Origin of the sequence: Undibacterium pigrum, from assembly GCF_003201815.1 — a bacterium.
GTDB lineage: Bacteria > Pseudomonadota > Gammaproteobacteria > Burkholderiales > Burkholderiaceae_D > Undibacterium > Undibacterium pigrum.
Map to the genome: position 1 here is coordinate 59,888 of NZ_QJKB01000007.1, position 16,384 is coordinate 76,271.

A 16,384-nucleotide genomic window follows, 5' to 3' on the forward strand; every position below is an offset into this window, starting at 1 on the left:
CACGGTATATCACGGTATATCAAGGTATATAGCCGGTAACATTTGTTGATACAGCTTATTCCTTCAGTAAAAAATTCGACATGGTTTGCTTGCCCAGTTGCACAGGCGCTTCGGTTTCATCCTTCAAGGCGATTCCCGTTAATCCACGCTTGCGTGCTTCTGTCAGCAGATAATGCAGCTTGTAGGCAGCCTCGGCATAGCTGAGGCCATCGGGCCGTATATTCGAGATGCAGTTGCGGGCAGCATCGGTCAGGCCGGGCTGCGGTGCCCAACTGAGGTAGGCACCCATGCTGTCGGGTGAGCTCAGGCCGGGGCGCTCACCTATCAAGACCAGCACGGCGCTGGCATTCAGCAGTGCGCCAGTCTCATCGCCGATGGCAACCCTGGCCTGGGTGGCGATGACGATGGGGGCCAGGCTCCAGTTGTCCGGCGCGAGCATGGTGAGCAAATTTATCAGGAAAGGCAGGGCGTTTTGCGCGACGGCGGGGGCAGACAAACCGTCTGCGATGACGATGGCGAGGTCAGTTGCCGGAGACGATAATTGCCCCAGATGCTGACGTGCTTCTTCATTCAATCTGCGACCCAGGTCTGGTCGTTGCAAGTAGGTATTGCGGTCATGTGCGGCGCTGTTGACGTGCAGGCTTTCATGCCCGGCTTGCTGCAAGGCCTGCGCCAGTGTGGCGACATCAAGCGCCTTATGCACGGCATCACGGGCACGCGCATGGGCGAGCTGGAAATCCAGTTGCGCTCCGGTAGGTAAGCTGACACCGGCACGGCCCAGGGCAATGCGGGCCTGGGTAAACTGGCGCAGGGCTTGCCATGGGTTGGTATGAAGAGGAGGCTTGGCTGCGCTCATGTCAGTCTTCGCAGTGCAGTTTCAAAACCAGATGGCAGGGCATCATGCAAATGCAATTGCTCATTGTGCTTATGATCATGTTGGTATATTTCCATTTGCTTGAGCCAGGCTTCAAATTCTGGCGCAGCCCGCAAGCCGAGAACTCGCCGCAAGTACAGCGCGTCATGGAAAGACGTGCTCTGGTAATTGAGCATGATATCGTCCGACCCCGGCACGCCCATGATGAAGTTGCAGCCAGCGGTGGCGAGGGAGGTCAGCAGGATATCCATGTCGTCCTGATCAGCCTCGGCATGGTTGGTGTAGCAGACATCGCAACCCATGGGCAAGCCCAGCAGCTTGGCGCAGAAATGGTCTTCGAGACCTGCGCGTATGATTTGCTTGCCATCGTAAAGATATTCAGGCCCGATGAAGCCGACTACAGAATTGACCAGCAAGGGCTGGAATTTGCGTGCCACGGCATAGGCACGCGCTTCGCAGGTTTGCTGGTCCAAGCCATGATGTGCGTTCGCTGACAATGCACTGCCCTGGCCGGTTTCAAAGTACATGACATTCTGGCCCACCGTGCCGCGCCCCAGCGACAAAGCGGCACTGCGCGCTTCTGCCAGCAAGGCCAGGTTGATGCCAAAGCTGCTGTTGGCCGCCTCCGTGCCCGCGATGGACTGGAACACCAGATCGACCGGCGCACCTCGTTTTATAGCCGCCATGGTGTTGGTCACATGCGTGAGCACGCAAGACTGGGTCGGTATCGCATATTGTTCTATGATGGCGTCCAGCATGTGCAACAGCTTGATGACTTGCGGCACATTGTCACTGGCGGGGTTGATGCCTATGACGGCATCACCACTGCCATACAATAAACCGTCGAGTATGCTGGCAGCGATGCCGGTCGTATCGTCAGTAGGGTGGTTGGGTTGCAGGCGCGTGGCAATGCGGTTGTCCAAGCCCAGGGTATTGCGAAATGCGGTGACAACACGGCATTTCTTGGCCACCAGTATCAAATCCTGAACCCGCATGAGCTTGCTGACGGCGGCTGCCATTTCTGGTGTGATGCCGGGTGCCAGTGCCGTCAGCGTTGCTGTATCTGCTGCATCCGACAACAGCCAGTTACGAAAGTCCCCCACGCTCAGATGGCTGATGGAGTTGAACGCAGTCGCATCATGTTCATCAATGATGAGGCGGGTGACTTCATCGCTCTCGTAAGGCACCAGTGCTTCATTGAGAAAGGTTTTCAGCGGCAGTTCTGCCAGACACATTTGCGCCAGCACGCGTTCTTCAGCCGTGCTTGCAGCAACACCTGCCAGCAAGTCGCCAGAGCGCAAAGGCGTGGCCTTGGCCAGCAAGTCTTTAAGGTCGCGAAACTGGTAAGTGCGCGTGCCGACGATGTGGCTGAATTGTGCAGGCTTGATGCTCATCTTGCTGCGGTTTCCGTGGTCATGGGATTGCTGTCTGCTTCATCCTGCAAAAGCGAGCGTTTGCCGACTGTCATCGCATGATAAACATAAGCAAGTCCCAGAAACAGGCAAAAAATCCCGAATATCAGCAGATTGTAATAGATCATGGTCGCCATGCAAATGCAGGCACTGATCAGCGCAAACACAGGTGAGTAAGGGTAAAACGGTGCGCGGAATGGCCGCACAGTATCCGGCTCTGCGCGACGCAGTTTGAACAGGGCCAGCATGCTGACGATATACATCAGCAGCGCACCAAAGACGCTCATGGTGAGGATATTCGCTGTCAAACTCTGACCACCTATCTTGATCAGTTCATCGCTATATATCGCAGCGATACCGATGGCACCACCTGCCAGAATGGCACGGTGCGGCGTTTTGAAACGCGGGTGGATTTTGGCAAAAAAATGCGGCAGATAATTCTCACGCGCCAGTGCAAAAATCTGCCTTGAATAACCAAGTATGATGCCGTGAAAAGAAGCGATCAAACCAAACAGACCCAGCCACACCAGCATGTGCAGCCAGTTGCTGTTATTACCGACCACCAGCTTCATCGCCTGCGGCAGCGGGTCATTGATGTTCGCCAGCTTGGTCCAGTCACCCACACCACCGGCAAATACCATCACGCCTATCGCCAGCACCACCAGGGTGACGATGCCACCTATGTAAGCGATGGGTATCGAGCGTTGCGGGTTGCGCGATTCTTCTGCCGCCATTGCCACACCCTCTATCGCCAGAAAGAACCAGATCGCAAACGGGATGGCGGCAAACATACCGGGTAAAGAGGCGATACTGAAATGATCTTGCCCGGCCCAGCCACCCCTGGTGAAATTGCTCATGCTAAAACCAGGCGACACCACGCCCATGAACACCAGCAATTCAAATATCGCCAGCAAAGTGACGGCCAGCTCAAAATTGGCGGCGATCTGTATGCCCAGGATATTCAGTGTCATGAACACCAGATAAGCCCCCACCGCTGCCGTCTTGGGATTGATTTCAGGAAATTGCACATTCAGATAAGCACCTATCGCCAGCGCAATGGCGGGTGGTGCAAACACGAATTCGATGAGGGTAGCAGCCCCGGCAAAGAATCCACCGAGAGGCCCAAAAGCCCGCCTGCTATAGGCAAACGGCCCGCCTGCATGCGGTATGGCCGTGGTCAGTTCAGTGAAGCTGAAGATAAAGCTGGTGTACATCGCCGCAATGAACAGCGCCGTGACCGTGAAACCCAAAGTGCCAGCAGAAGCCCAGCCATAACTCCAGCCAAAATACTCGCCCGAGATGACCAGCCCCACCGCAATGCCCCACAACTGCAAACTACCCAGCGTAGGTTTCAACTGCGCAGTCGTGCCTGAGCTTGCCTGATCGGGTGTCATGGATAGCCTCACTGTGGGGTAGGGTGAGTCAAGTATCCATGATTCAGGGAGTTATCACAAGTGCCAGAATTGGGTTGGAGGGGAGGCTCTAGAGGCGCGGGTAGGGGCTATGGTACTTGCTCACCTCTGGCAATCTTGAATTCTTCATAGCGCTGCATCGCGCCAGTGTCACCTGCTTGTTCTGCGATATGAGATTTGGCATGACTGCTGCCATCCAGTCCAGGAATCGCTTGAATGTATTCGCCCCAGTGCCCGGTAAAAGCCTGTTCGCGCAGATGAGGTTTCAGGTAAGCGTCCAGTATGCCTTTGCCCGGCTTTGCCAGCTCATTGCTCAACGCTTGAAGATAAGCGCCTTTTGATGAAGCTTGCCAGTCTATGAAGATACCAGCTCTTGCACATAGTTCGGTATGCACAAGCAGCATTGTACGACCGTTACCGTCGAGAAAAGGATGGCCCCAGGCGAAATAACCCATCACCTCTCCTGGTCTGTTGCGCATGATTTCTATCTCATTTCCTAAATCAAGCCCATGCTCAATGGCCCGACGACTCAGCTCTGCCACTTCAAACTGTATTTGGCTACCTTTGTTGATCAGGCGACCAACGCCCAAGGCGTGTCTGTCCTGACCAGCCCAAGGGTAGAAATCAACAAAGAGAATGTTATGAACCTGAAGAAAATCCTGGTAAGAAATTGGACCGTCAATGGATTGTAAATAGGCGATTGCGTCTGGAAGATTTGCTTCGAAGAAGACATGTTCCTGGATTTTGATGATTTCCAGGTCTTTCAAACCCTCATGGTTGCGAAGATATCCAGCAGCAGCAAAATCACCAAACGGATCAAACATTGATTTCTTTGAGATGATTCGTCATCAAGCGGGCTAGTTGGCGTCCATCGATCAAATGGCGTCTTTTCAGCATGACCAGTAATTTGCCGGTATGGTCCAGTTTTACGTTGTCACCTGAGGCACGTGTCGCTGCTTCAGCCCAGTCATCCAGCCCTGATCTCAGATATTCAACGTGATGCTGACTTGCGAAAAGTTCGACAAATTCCTTTACCCTGATTTGCGGCAACAAGTGTAGCTCGGAGGGCATGGAGATACTCCGCTCAGCTGCATTTTCCGTCTTGATTGTGTGCTTGAATGACTCAGGACTTTTCATGAACCGGCTCATTTTTTAAGACATATTTATAGCAATATTTTCATAAATTCCCTTATTTGTCAATGACTTATGGTGCGCATGCGCATGCAGCGAGATTTTCCTGAGCTAAGACAATTTCTTCTTCCGCCGCTCATAAATCGTCTCAATCAAACCCATCATCCAGCACATGGGACAGCCGCGCATCAATAAGAATGCAACTATGAGTGCCAGCCCTTGCCAGATAACTGACAAGCCTGGCACCAAAAAGGCCAGCAGTAACAAGCCCAGTGCACCAATACCGCGCAACAAGTGCACCGTGACAGACGTGCTACAAAACATGATTGCCTCCATTTTTTTCCATGACTTCAGGCGCACCATCCTTCATCCAGTAACCACTATTGAGCAATTGCTCGCGCACCTGTGCACGGGCGCGGTGCAAACGGCTTTTGACGGCCTCGAGGCTCAGGCCCAGTTGGGCGGCGACTTCGGGGGCGGTCAGTTCATGCACGTCACGCAGTATCAGGACTTCACGGTAAGGTGGCGACAGCCTTTCCATCGCGCGTATCAGGTCCATGCGCAAGTCAGTAGGTACCATATTTGCCATGGGCATGTCGTGCTCATTGAGATCATCCAGGGCATCATGGTATTTCTTGATGCGGAATAGGCGGTAACATTCACGTTCAACGATGCGGAACATCCAGGTCGCAAAGGTTGCCGCACAACGCAGCGCGCCTACCTTGCGGTACAGCGACCACAAGGCCATTTGCACCGCGTCTTCGGCATCTTCTGCGTTCGAGCAGGTGCGGCGGGCGAAGCGCTTGAGGTCGGGCTGGCAGACTTCCAGCAATGCGGCAATGGCTTTGCCATCACCTTGCCGGGCGGCTTCCAGTAATTGAGGGCGGGACAGGCTCATTTCAGTTATCCAGATATTTGCGCCCCACCATTGCACAGGCGGGGCAAAAGCCGATAAAGGCAGTCATGAGCATGGTGACAGCGCTGGCGATGATTGCCCAGTTCAGCATGCCGCCAACTTGACCACTATATGCCAGCCAGAACAGCAACAGGCCGCTGATGATGCGCAGGGCGCGTTCCCAATGGGGCAAATTACGTTTGAAATGAAACATGGTGAACTCCTCTTTGTAATGAATGACATAGACCAAGAGTGTTCAGACACTTAAAAGGATTCAGGTTTTATTAAATAATTTAAAAATCAGTTCAAACCCAGGATATCACCTATAGATTGTTGCAATTGTTCTACCAGTTCAGCATCCATGTATTTGTATTCGTCAGGGATATCCAGCACATGCACAGGCTTGTGGCCTATCAGGTTACGGTAGCTGGCCATGAGGCGTGACTTGTGTTTTTCTTCCATGACAAAGATCACTTCTGCCCATTCTATGTCGGCAATAGAGACAGGGTGGCGGGCATTGGGGCTGGTGCCGCCAGAACGGGCGCGCACCATGGGGTGCCTGCGCCAGACCTGCTCGGCAGTGGGGCTGCGCCACTGGTTGCGGCTGCAGACGAAGAGGGCGTTGATGGGGATATCCGGCATGATGCGTGCGCTGAAGCAAAAGCGTCATCATGCCAGAATTAGCTATCTCTTGGTGACTTGCATCCGGGCATTGGCTACGTCTATGATTCCTGTGGTTTTGCAATTTTCAGGTGTGGCGTCAGCATTGCCTTCAATCATGCCAGGTTCACAGGTATCTGCATCAAGCCAGAGCTGCAGATGACCATCTTTTTTGAGATTGGTGACTGCCATCAGTGCGCTGGTTTCATACAGGTCGTCCAGGTTTTTTACTCCCTTGAGTTCAAACACGCCACCCAGGGTCACTGACAGCATGATGCCGTAACTGGTGTCGTAGTAAGGTTCTACATTGTCGTCACCAGTTTCTTTCAGATAGTAACAATCGCTGACCAGCAGTTTTTCTGCCATGCCCAGTTTGCTGTACACCGTGATTTTTGGGGACAGGCAATGCTGATGCTTCAGGGCAGCCAGGGTTTGCTTGTGCTGGGCAGGTGTCAGGTATTGCGACAGTGCTGCGGGGTCTTCAAGCAGGTGCATGGAAAATTTTTCTGCTTCAGGTGCGGCTTGCAAACCAGGGTGGTCTTCATTGCCTGGCATGAAGATGAGTTCATCCTGCGTGCTGGTCGCTACTGGAATGCTGGCGCTGGATGCGGTAGCGACGCTGGATGCACTGGCAACAGCGTTGACAGGCATGGCAGCATTGCTATGCCATGAGCGCCCAAAAAACGCCGCTGTCGCGAGGACAGCAGCGCCCAGGATAATAAACGGAACTGACTTGTTCATATGGTCTACGGATACGGGGGGAATTACAAAAGCCGCCACCATAAACGAGCAGCCACAATATCACCATGATTTTTACTCAAGGTAACATATATGCATGGCGGAAATAAGTGAGAGTAAAGCAGCTATGTTGAGCAATGAATAATGCCCGCCTGGGGTACTGAAATCAAGCGCAACGATACTCTGGTTGCCTCTGATTGCAGGAGCGGCTTTAGCCGCGAACATCTCAGCCGTGTCGGGCATTCGCGGCTGAAGCCGCTCCTACAGGATATTGCTGTAACTGATACATTGCCAGATGTGGCTCAATGCGTGACTCAATGCGCGGCTCAATGTTGCCCGCTGCCTGAAAACACATTCATTACAATCACACCCGCAATAATCAGTGCCATGCCCAGTAGCGCAGGCATATCCAGTTTTTGCCCAAACACCAGCCAGCCCACGGCAGTGATCAGCACGATACCCACGCCCGACCAGACGGCATAGGCAATACCCACAGGGATGACCTTCAGTGTCAGCGACAGGAAATAAAATGCCAGTGCATAGCCAAGCACTACCAGTACCGAAGGTGCCAGCCGCGTAAAACCTTCACTGGATTTGAGTGCAGACGTGGCAATGGTTTCTGAAACGATGGCAATAGCCAGAAATAGCCAGTTTTTCATGATAATGTCCTCGGTGAAAGGACATTATGCAACTTGATGGAGATGCTGAACAGTCTTGTCAGCTCATTGAATGTCTGCGCAAATTACTCTTCAATTATTCTGAAATTAATGCGTCGCACCCGGCATAAAAAATAAATGATGATGTTACTGCCCCTGCCATGAGCAGACAGGGGCTGCCTGGATTACTTCGCTCCGTCGTCATAGAGTGCAGCAATGCCACCCGCCAATGCATGCGGTTGTGAGCCTTGCAGATTGGTCAGCACCACCACAGTCAAACGCTTTTCTGGCAGATGCACACGCCAGGTGGCTGCGCCGCCACCGTAAGAAATGGCAGGTTGTTTACCAAAGGGCATGAACATGAAGCCCAGGCCAAAGTCGCCATCCTGGCCATTGCGCAGTTTGTAGGGTGTGCTCATTTCCTTTAGCGAGGCAGGCTTGATGAGCTTGCCGCTGGCCAGTCCTTGCTCAAAATTGACGAGGTCGTGGATATTGCCATTCAAGAGTCCGGCAGGGGCCATATAATCGGGCATGAACTTCGCGCCATAATGGTAAATCTTGTCTTGCATGACGACAGGGCGGCCATTTTTCATCTCCAGTTTGCTATGGTCTTTGCTGATATCGAGAGACGTATATAAGTCACTGCGACCAGGGATGATGGACCAGGCATCACCAAATTTTGTGCCTGTGATACCCATGGGCTGGAACAAACGGGTTTGCAGGAACTGTTCATACGGCATGCCACTGATTTTTTCTATGACCATGCCCAGCAAGACATAGCCGGTCTGGTTATACACAGATTTTTCACCGGCGGGCTGTAGCGGCAATTTTGCCAGCTCTTGCAAGAGAACATCGCGGTCACCGCTGATAGTGGTGATGTTAACGTCATCGGTAATTGCATCCGGCAAGCCAGACGTATGCGAGAGACAATGGCGCAGCGTGACGCCAGACCAGGCAGCAGGCAATTGTGGCAGGATTTTTGTGATGGAGTCATCGAGCGTAATGCGACCATCCTGTACCAGCAACATGATGCCACTCGCCGTAAAGGTCTTGGTCATTGATGCCAGTGTATAGGCCGTATCTGCCCTGGTTGCCACATTGTGTTCTATGCTGGCCAGGCCATAAGTGCTTTCCTTGATGAGTTTGTTATCACGCAGCACAGCCACTGTCATGCCGGGTATATGCCGCTTTTGCATCTCGGCTCGTACATAATCATCGACGGTATCGGCATGTGCCTGCATGGTGCTGGCAGCCAGGCCACCCAGCAAGGCCAGGCTGGCGGCAAGGGCACGGCAAGTGGGACGCAGGGATATTGCAGGGCGACGTATTGATGACATTGAGTTCTCCAGGTTTGTTTTTTTATGCAGGCGGGGTGGATAAGACCACATCGCCTTCACGCTGTTTTTCTGTCTGTTGACAGGTGCAGGCGTACTTTATGGCAAGACAAAACAGGCCGCCATGGAGAAAAGATAGATTACAAAAACAGGGGAATGAAATGCAAAAATCGCAGATGAAAGGCAGGCAGATCAATTGGAATTAAAAAGCTTGAAAAATCCACAGGCAGCCCAAAGATTTGATGTTCGCCTTCCCTGACCCTGTTCCTGAAAAATCTGCCATGACACCTGAAACGACAAACAGCCTGCCCCCCAGCATCAAACACTTCATCGCAGACGCGACGTTGGCAACAGATGAAGTCGGTGCATCGCCATGTCAGGTCTATCAATTTTCCAAAGGCAATGAGAGATTTTTCCTGAAAACCTCTACACCAGTCTATGCCCCGACGACATACAGCGTCTTGCGTGAAGCGCGCGCCATAGAATGGCTGACTGGACGTATCAAGGTACCTGAACTGGTGCTGCTTGCGGAAAATGAATATGGTGAGGCCATGATCACCCGTGCCGTACCTGCCCGCCCCCTGGCTGACCGCATACATGCCGGGCAGCCAGTGACGCACTTATTCCAGGAAGCCCTGCGTCAGTTGCAAGGTTTGTCCATCAAGGATTGCCCCTTGCATGCGGGCGCGGCTTTTCGTCTGAAAGAACTCGAATACCTGATCAGCAAGGGCTTGCATGAGCAAGAGTATGAGCTTGATCAATGGCCGGGCGTGCATAGCGAGCAAGACCTGCTCAGGCTTTTACATGCCAGCCTGCCTGAAGAAGACCTGGTATTTGCCCACGGTGATCTGGGTGACAGCAATCTCTTTGTCGACGACAAAGACCAGATCTATTTTCTCGACCTCGGTCGTGCTGGCCTGGCAGACCGCTGGATGGATATCGCTTTCGTCCATCGCAATTTGCGCGAAGATGTTTCTGAAAAAGTGGCAGATGAATTTATTAAGTCGCTGCCTTATGCTGATGTGCCTGCCAAGCGGGAATTTTTTATGCAGCTTGATGAGTTGTTTTAACAGCGTGCAAAGCGTGAGCAGATGTCAGCAACGCGCACCACTCATAACTTGCACAGGCCCGTGCATTCAGTTGCAGACATTGCATCAATAATTTTGCGCAAATTGCTGGCGATCTCACCTGACGCATTTTTTTGCGTAGCGGTCGCCATATCCACAATTTGCTTGCGTACCGCTGGTTGAATCATACTGGCAAATGGTATTGCAGCTTCGGCCAGGGCTTGAGAGCTTTTTTCCCTGAAAGATTGTTTTAATTCTTGGTAACTAATGGCCTGTAAATACCCGTAATAGGCAGTAAGTATGCCATCTCTTGCTTGTTGCAAGCCACTGCGGCGGACTTCGGTGAATTCTTCGGGTTTCAGTTTTGCTGTGAATTCTGTCAGCAATGGCACTGCCGTTGCCATGCAACGTATCACAAAGGGGTGTAACTGTTCCAGCTCATGCTGGTAGGCCATGATGTTCGTGCCCATCAGTTTTCTTATCTGCTGAACGACAACTGCCTGATCATCGCCTTTTTTGACATGAGACTTCATATCGAACAAGGCATAAGACATGGCGATTTCATTGGTTTTTGTGCACATACCCATTAACGCAAGAATATCACCCTGCTGATAGGACGCTGGATTCAAAAAACGCTTATTGTCCGACAGTGTGCTTATCAGCGCTGCCACACCCTTGTCTTCAAGTCTCGGCATACGGCCCTGTGCTGTTTTCTCTGCAGTTATTTTTTCAAATTCCTGGCTCACCGCAAGATAAGCATTGATTTCATGTGCGCCAGCGTTTGTACTTGCGCATGCGCACATCAACATCAGTGTTACCAATTTTTTCCAGACTCTCATGCCTTGCTCCACGTTCGGCTTGTTTGTGAGCAGGGAGTGTACTATGGGCGATAAAGGCGTGCAAATGTACTACGTGAAAGCTGGCTACTCATTCCAGTACCCCAACAAGGCATTGAAGATGTGTTCCCACTCATGACGAAAATCTTCATCGTCCAGCCTTAAATTGAGATAAGCAACGACGACTGCCCTTTGTGCATCATCCAGGAGTGCAAACTTTTCTTCCATAGAAATGCTTTGTGTCAGGTGATAGATCAAATCGTAATTGACTTGAGAATCAAGGTCTCCCTGCATAAAGGCCGGTAAGTGAAAACGCATGCCTGCTGCGTTAAAAAAAGACAGGCTGCTGCTACAGAGATTCATGTCATCCATGCTGATACGCCGCCAGTCAGTCTTCTCATCCTTAGCTCGGTAGGCAGCGCAGGTCTGTGCATCTGCGTAATCATCCAGCCCCTGGGCTTCGTGCAAGCCTGTGCCATTTTCTAGCTGGACATCCGCAAACGCCAGGTGTATGGCCTGTTTCAGCGCGCTTGCCCGTTCACCCAGTTGCTGCCGCGCTTGTGCCTGCGCGATGGTGGCTGCTTCATGGCCGTCTTCACGCATGGCATCGATATCCTGTTGTGTGGGGTAGCTCATCATTGCTGGCTGTGTTGATGAAGCTTGATCAGCGTTCTATGCTGTACTCTATCGTCACCACGACGCGGGCCACTTTGTCGATGGTGGTCTTGTCGTAAGTGCCGCCGTATTCGTCTGAACTGGTTTCTGTACCCACAGGCAGGATATAAAAAGCACCTTGGGAGGCTGAACGCATGCTGCCCACCTTGACTGCGCCGTATTTGGCAAATTCAGAGGCGCGCTTGTTGGCATTTTCGGTGGCGGCACCTATCAATGACATCTTGATGTCTTCCAGCTTCGATACCAAAAATTGTGGTGCGCTGTAAAAGACGGGCTGGCCATCGGCTTCGAGTTGCAGTGCGGCGCGGCTGACATTGGTGATCTTGGTCAAATCCTTGGAAGTGACCAGTATGCTTTGCGTTGCCTTGTAGCCGCGCTGCACCTGACGGTTACGGCCTTCTGGCAATTCTTCAACCACCATATTGGGTTCTACTGCTTCTTCAGATTCTTTCAGCGCTGCCTTGTCAAAGGCTTGCTTGCTCAAGAATTCATCCAGTACCGGGCGTGACTTACGCAGCTTGGCCAGTGCTTCGGCAAAGCTGGGGGCAACCACCGTCACACCTATGCGCCACTGTGCATAATCAGCTTGTATGGGCTTTTCTGCCAGGCCCTTGACAGAGATACTCTGTTTGCCTGAGCCTATGTGTTTGGCCTGCACACCAAAGATAAAGGCGGCGGCAGACATGCCCAGGGCCAGCAGTACACCGAGTATGACCAGGGCGCGGGATAAATCTTTGTTCATTGCTATCTCCAGAAAATGGAATGCTCGCAGCCATGCAAAAAAAATTAAGGCAATCGCTGCTAAAATAAGCTACCTGCATATACTGCGACAAAGCATTTATTTTCCCTATACACTTTGCATTTGGTTGCAAATTTTAAAAAGCCATGAATAAAAAATGGTCTGCTCTGGAGAACTTGCTCGCCTGGTTCAAGACTTTCGCGCCTGCACAAATTGGTACTGACAATCGTGAACGCCTGCGTGCCTGTGCCGGCATGCTGGCAGGTTTGTTCCTCACTGGCCTGGCCACCAGGGCCATGCTGGGTTCATATGCCGCCATCCCCATGTTGCTGGCACCCATAGGTGCTTCTGCTGTGTTGCTGTTTGGTGTGCCAGCCAGCCCGCTGGCGCAACCCTGGTCTATCGTTGGTGGCAATATGCTGTCGGCCCTGGTGGGTGTCTTGTGTGTGCATATGCTAGGCGCATCCATGGCCAGCGCGGCAGTGGCGACGGCGCTGGCGGTGGCTGCCATGTTTTTTTTGCGTTGCCTGCATCCACCCGGTGGCGCAGTTGCCCTGACTGCCGTGCTGGGCGGGCCGGTGATACTTGGTTTAGGCTATAAGTTCGTGCTGATACCTGTCGGTATCAATTCCGTCTTGCTGGCCTTGTTTGCACTGGCCTATAACAATGCCACTGGCCGCCGTTACCCGCATGCGGCCCAGCCTGATCATACTGGCAAACATGGCACCAGCGATGCCCGGCCCATAGACAGGCTGGGCTTCCAGTCACGTGATCTGGATGAAGTGCTGCAAAAATATAACCAGGTGCTGGACGTTAGCCGTGATGATCTCGAATCCCTGTTCATGCAAACCGAGATGCATGCCTACCGCCGCCGTTTTGGTGAAATCACTTGTGCCGATATCATGTCAAAAGATCTCGTCACCACAGAATATGGCGCCAGCCTGGAAGAAGCCTGGACCCTGCTGCGTCAGCACAGGATCAAGGCCTTGCCCGTTATCGACAAGGCGCGCCGCGTCGTGGGCATCGTCACTCTGGTGGATTTCATGAAAAATGCCAATCTGGATGTGTATGACAGTTTTGAAGAAAAGCTGCGGCAATTGCTGCGCCGTACCCGCCTCATGCATTCCAGCAAGCCCGAAGTCGTCGGCCAGATCATGAGCCACCCGGTACGTACCGCCCGCCACGATATGCATATCGTGGAACTGGTGCCCCTGCTGTCTGACCAGGGCTTGCATCACATCCCCATCGTCAATGAAGAACGTCGCCTGATAGGCATGGTCACACAATCTGACCTGGTGGCGGCCTTGTACCGGGGGCGGCTGGTGGATACCGGTGCTGAAAAGATTTCGCAAGCCTCTGTTTGACAGCATTCGCCAGACCATGACTATCTACACCCCACACATATTTGCCATGCGCCAGATGTTGTACAGGGCTATGCCACTCGTCGTATTGTTACTGGCATTCTTTGTCGTCTATCTGTTTATCGGCAATCAATTCAATACGATCATCGTCATCCTTTCATCAGGTGGTTTGGCTTTTGTTTACCTGGGATGGTTCCTGAGTGCCTATTCAAAAGGTTTGATCGATACCCCAAGGCGGCAATGGCATGTCGTATTTGAGAATGGCATGATAAAAATCAATGCGATGTGGGGCAGCACGGACATTCCTTTGGACCTTATCAAAAGCCTGACCCTGGTGTGTGACGATAACTGGGATTTGATCAAAGGGCTGGAAGAGCAATGCCTGAAAGTCGTCCCGCTCTATGGATTTTCCATCATCATCCCAGGTAGTTCCGCCAACTTTGACGCTACGCTGGAGGCGATCAAACAGTTCAGGCAAGTTGATACTGTCCTGGTGAATTAGAAATGTGAGTAGATGGCAAGTGCCGCTAGAAAATCGACAATGCTGGAATCTCAATGAATAAATTTATTTCAAGAATACAAAATGATGTCCAGGATAAAAACTCGCTGGCATGGAAAAAACTATGTGATTATGTCGATCAGCTAGCAGACAGCGGAGGGGAAGAATTTTCTCCGCGAGCGTTTTTGGGTAATGAGCTTTTTTCGCAGATACATACACTGCCTGCATCCATAGGCAAGTTGAGTAAAGTCAAAAAGATCTTGCTTTATGGTAGCAAGCTGAAAAGGATACCAGCAGAAATAGGGGGCATGACTTCGCTGGAAGATTTTGACCCTTATACGTCTTATGACCTGCATTGGCTGCCGTATGAAATCACGCTGTGCAAGAACCTGGTTTCCAGCCGTATCAGCACACGTGCCTTGTATGGAAATTATAAGCATAGAATGGGTTTTCCCAGTCTGGCGCGCAACCCGGTCAGATATGATGGTGAGACGCTGAAATGCAGCATCTGTCAGCGTGCCATCAGCTATGCGGAAACAAATCAGCTTTGGGTCAGCTTGCGTATAGGGACGGATGTAGTTCCCTTGCTGGTAAATGCCTGTTCATCGTCATGCGAAGAAAAGCTGCCTTGTCCTCCAGAGGATTACGTACAAACACCGCATAAGGGTGGAAGTTTACTGATACAACCGCCTGCAAGCGAGCTTCGTTCATAACAATGGCAGCGGCTTACGCTTTGTAGTTTGCTTCTTTGTTCAATGATATTTTGAAGATTGTGAAACTTAGCGTCGTATGGCCGGACGATGGTTTGCATCAAATGCGGCATCGCATTGGTTTGCTGTAAACAATTGCCACAGCAGTCACAAGAAGATGTGCAATATGCTAATAAAGGTGGTAGGGCTGGCAAGTTAGCGTATCGATTAAATACCACTGTGAGCTGAATTTTTAGGCGTTAAATAGTGCTGATAGCCACGGCGAAATGCTTACAGTATCATCACCCGGTTCTATACTCTTATAGATGATTTTGGTCACCGTCAGCAATAACAGCGTCATTTTTCGTCATCGAGCTAGACGTATGTCAGGCATTACGACTAGCAGGTCTATACCCGAGAAAACAAGCTTCGTACATGTGATGAATTAATGTCTCTGGGGCCTGGCTGCGATGCCATGAGGGTTTTATTTTTCTTTATTTTGATGAATGAGAGCAAGTATGAAATACATGATCATGGCAGGTGCATTGCTCTTGTCGTCCTCTATCTCCAGTGCGACTGGCGTGTACACAGTAGGGGCAGGAAAACTCACCTGTGAAGATTTTATCCGGAGCAAATCGAACCAGGCTGAATCTTTTCAGATTTCGCAATGGGTCGCCGGATTTATTACCAGCTTTAATTTTTATTCGACAGGCAAGCCAGCAACACCGGAAACGGCTGAGGCTATGCATAAAAGCCTGGAAGTTTATTGCACCAAAAATCCGAAAGAAATGATCGTTTATGCGGCCGCCGTACTTGTTAAACAATATCGCTCCGAGCAATAAAATGCGTTCAAAATCCATGGAAAATTTACATTCCGTTTGTTGTACCTGGATATTGAGTTGCCTGCTTGCGCTAGTCCCTGTGCACATGAGTTGGGCACAAGCACCCTTGTCTCCTGCTATTGATTCAAAACTCACTAAATACGCAAGAGAGATAGGGACAATTGCCTTCCTTGAAAAAAACAAAATGGGTTTATCGTATTGCGGCACGACTTACCAGGATCTTGCAGCAAAGGCAGCAAGAGAAAAAAACGCTTACGACATGCGAAACAAGGAATATGCAGCGTTGGTTGAAACTGGCCGGGCGGAATTCTACTTGTTGTTGGCAGAAGCTGAAGGTAATTCGCCTCGACATATTGCTGAATTTTGGGATTCCAAGACGGCAAAATCACAGGAACAGACTTTAAGTGATTGGAAGCAGGGTTTGCTAAAAGACTGGACCAAATGTCTGGCATTTATTGAAGCCGTACAGCGCAGCGAATACGATATCAAAAACATTTTCCCAGAGATACACCAGTCTGTCATGGCACGTAAAGAACCCAATAGTCAGAAGCGCTGATCAGGCAG

At 51.3% G+C, this 16,384-nt stretch carries 21 protein-coding genes; 6 read left to right on the top strand and 15 right to left on the bottom strand.

Going from position 1 to position 16,384, the window contains the following annotated elements; translation table 11 throughout:
• Positions 1-55 precede the first annotated feature (55 nt).
• The 12 genes from eutC to DFR42_RS19175 all read right to left on the bottom strand — a co-directional run bounded on the left by eutC (position 56) and on the right by DFR42_RS19175 (position 9,115).
• A complete protein-coding gene (gene eutC, locus DFR42_RS19120) occupies positions 56-856 on the bottom strand; it encodes an ethanolamine ammonia-lyase subunit EutC (RefSeq protein WP_110256637.1) in 801 nt (266 codons plus the stop codon).
• On the bottom strand, positions 853-2,268 hold the full coding sequence (locus tag DFR42_RS19125) for an ethanolamine ammonia-lyase subunit EutB (RefSeq protein ID WP_110256638.1): 1,416 nt from the start codon (positions 2,266-2,268) through the stop codon (positions 853-855). The genes eutC and DFR42_RS19125 overlap by 4 nt, the downstream gene beginning before the upstream one ends.
• Positions 2,265-3,680 (bottom strand): ethanolamine permease, encoded by a 1,416-nt coding sequence (eat, locus tag DFR42_RS19130; protein ID WP_110256639.1) that lies wholly within the window; start codon positions 3,678-3,680, stop codon positions 2,265-2,267. The genes DFR42_RS19125 and eat overlap by 4 nt, the downstream gene beginning before the upstream one ends.
• 107 nt (positions 3,681-3,787) lie before the next feature.
• Positions 3,788-4,522 carry a Fic family protein gene (locus DFR42_RS19135; RefSeq protein ID WP_110256640.1) on the bottom strand — a complete coding sequence of 245 codons (735 nt, stop codon included), beginning with the start codon at positions 4,520-4,522 and terminating at the stop codon, positions 3,788-3,790.
• Complete coding sequence (locus DFR42_RS19140; RefSeq protein WP_146218896.1) at positions 4,515-4,769, bottom strand: hypothetical protein; 255 nt, start codon at positions 4,767-4,769, stop codon at positions 4,515-4,517. The genes DFR42_RS19135 and DFR42_RS19140 overlap by 8 nt, the downstream gene beginning before the upstream one ends.
• A 171-nt stretch (positions 4,770-4,940) precedes the next feature.
• Positions 4,941-5,153, bottom strand: a complete 213-nt coding sequence (locus DFR42_RS19145) for a hypothetical protein (protein WP_110256642.1) — start codon at positions 5,151-5,153, stop codon at positions 4,941-4,943.
• Entirely contained in the window at positions 5,143-5,727 is a 585-nt protein-coding gene (locus tag DFR42_RS19150) for an RNA polymerase sigma factor (protein ID WP_110256643.1), read from the bottom strand. Before DFR42_RS19150 ends, DFR42_RS19145 begins: the two co-directional genes overlap by 11 nt.
• Position 5,728: 1 nt before the next feature.
• Complete coding sequence (locus DFR42_RS19155; protein ID WP_110256644.1) at positions 5,729-5,938, bottom strand: YgaP family membrane protein; 210 nt, start codon at positions 5,936-5,938, stop codon at positions 5,729-5,731.
• Positions 5,939-6,024: 86 nt separating this feature from the next.
• Positions 6,025-6,366: a low molecular weight protein tyrosine phosphatase family protein gene (locus DFR42_RS19160; RefSeq protein WP_110256645.1), complete on the bottom strand. Its 342-nt coding sequence runs from the start codon at positions 6,364-6,366 to the stop codon at positions 6,025-6,027.
• A gap of 42 nt (positions 6,367-6,408) precedes the next feature.
• Positions 6,409-7,125 carry a hypothetical protein gene (locus DFR42_RS19165; RefSeq protein ID WP_110256646.1) on the bottom strand — a complete coding sequence of 239 codons (717 nt, stop codon included), beginning with the start codon at positions 7,123-7,125 and terminating at the stop codon, positions 6,409-6,411.
• Between the two features lie 323 nt (positions 7,126-7,448).
• Complete coding sequence (locus DFR42_RS19170; RefSeq protein ID WP_110256647.1) at positions 7,449-7,781, bottom strand: DMT family transporter; 333 nt, start codon at positions 7,779-7,781, stop codon at positions 7,449-7,451.
• 182 nt (positions 7,782-7,963) lie between these two features.
• Positions 7,964-9,115 (bottom strand): serine hydrolase domain-containing protein, encoded by a 1,152-nt coding sequence (locus DFR42_RS19175; protein ID WP_170133582.1) that lies wholly within the window; start codon positions 9,113-9,115, stop codon positions 7,964-7,966.
• 239 nt (positions 9,116-9,354) lie between these two features.
• On the opposite strand from DFR42_RS19175, the gene DFR42_RS19180 reads away from it, so the two are divergent.
• Entirely contained in the window at positions 9,355-10,182 is an 828-nt protein-coding gene (locus DFR42_RS19180) for an APH(3') family aminoglycoside O-phosphotransferase (protein WP_245937018.1), read from the top strand.
• Positions 10,183-10,223: 41 nt separating this feature from the next.
• Here the strand turns inward: DFR42_RS19180 and DFR42_RS19185 are convergent, their stop codons facing one another.
• From DFR42_RS19185 to DFR42_RS19195, 3 genes are all read right to left on the bottom strand, one after another.
• A complete protein-coding gene (locus DFR42_RS19185; protein WP_110256649.1) occupies positions 10,224-11,018 on the bottom strand; it encodes a hypothetical protein in 795 nt (264 codons plus the stop codon).
• Between the two features lie 84 nt (positions 11,019-11,102).
• Complete coding sequence (locus DFR42_RS19190) at positions 11,103-11,651, bottom strand: DUF6714 family protein (RefSeq protein WP_110256650.1); 549 nt, start codon at positions 11,649-11,651, stop codon at positions 11,103-11,105.
• A gap of 28 nt (positions 11,652-11,679) precedes the next feature.
• Positions 11,680-12,432, bottom strand: coding sequence for an SIMPL domain-containing protein (locus DFR42_RS19195; RefSeq protein ID WP_110256651.1), 753 nt, complete (start codon positions 12,430-12,432; stop codon positions 11,680-11,682).
• Positions 12,433-12,575: 143 nt separating this feature from the next.
• Between DFR42_RS19195 and DFR42_RS19200 the strand changes: the two genes are divergently transcribed.
• From DFR42_RS19200 to DFR42_RS19220, 5 genes are all read left to right on the top strand, one after another.
• Positions 12,576-13,793: an HPP family protein gene (locus DFR42_RS19200; RefSeq protein WP_110256652.1), complete on the top strand. Its 1,218-nt coding sequence runs from the start codon at positions 12,576-12,578 to the stop codon at positions 13,791-13,793.
• Positions 13,794-13,809: 16 nt separating this feature from the next.
• The gene (locus DFR42_RS19205) at positions 13,810-14,292 is read left to right on the top strand and encodes a hypothetical protein (RefSeq protein ID WP_146218899.1); all 483 of its coding nucleotides are present in this window, start codon (positions 13,810-13,812) and stop codon (positions 14,290-14,292) included.
• A gap of 53 nt (positions 14,293-14,345) precedes the next feature.
• Positions 14,346-15,002: a leucine-rich repeat domain-containing protein gene (locus tag DFR42_RS19210; protein ID WP_110256654.1), complete on the top strand. Its 657-nt coding sequence runs from the start codon at positions 14,346-14,348 to the stop codon at positions 15,000-15,002.
• 494 nt (positions 15,003-15,496) lie between these two features.
• Positions 15,497-15,820, top strand: a complete 324-nt coding sequence (locus DFR42_RS19215; protein WP_170133583.1) for an HdeA/HdeB family chaperone — start codon at positions 15,497-15,499, stop codon at positions 15,818-15,820.
• Position 15,821: 1 nt separating this feature from the next.
• Positions 15,822-16,376: a hypothetical protein gene (locus tag DFR42_RS19220; RefSeq protein WP_146218900.1), complete on the top strand. Its 555-nt coding sequence runs from the start codon at positions 15,822-15,824 to the stop codon at positions 16,374-16,376.
• Positions 16,377-16,384: the final 8 nt, after the last annotated feature.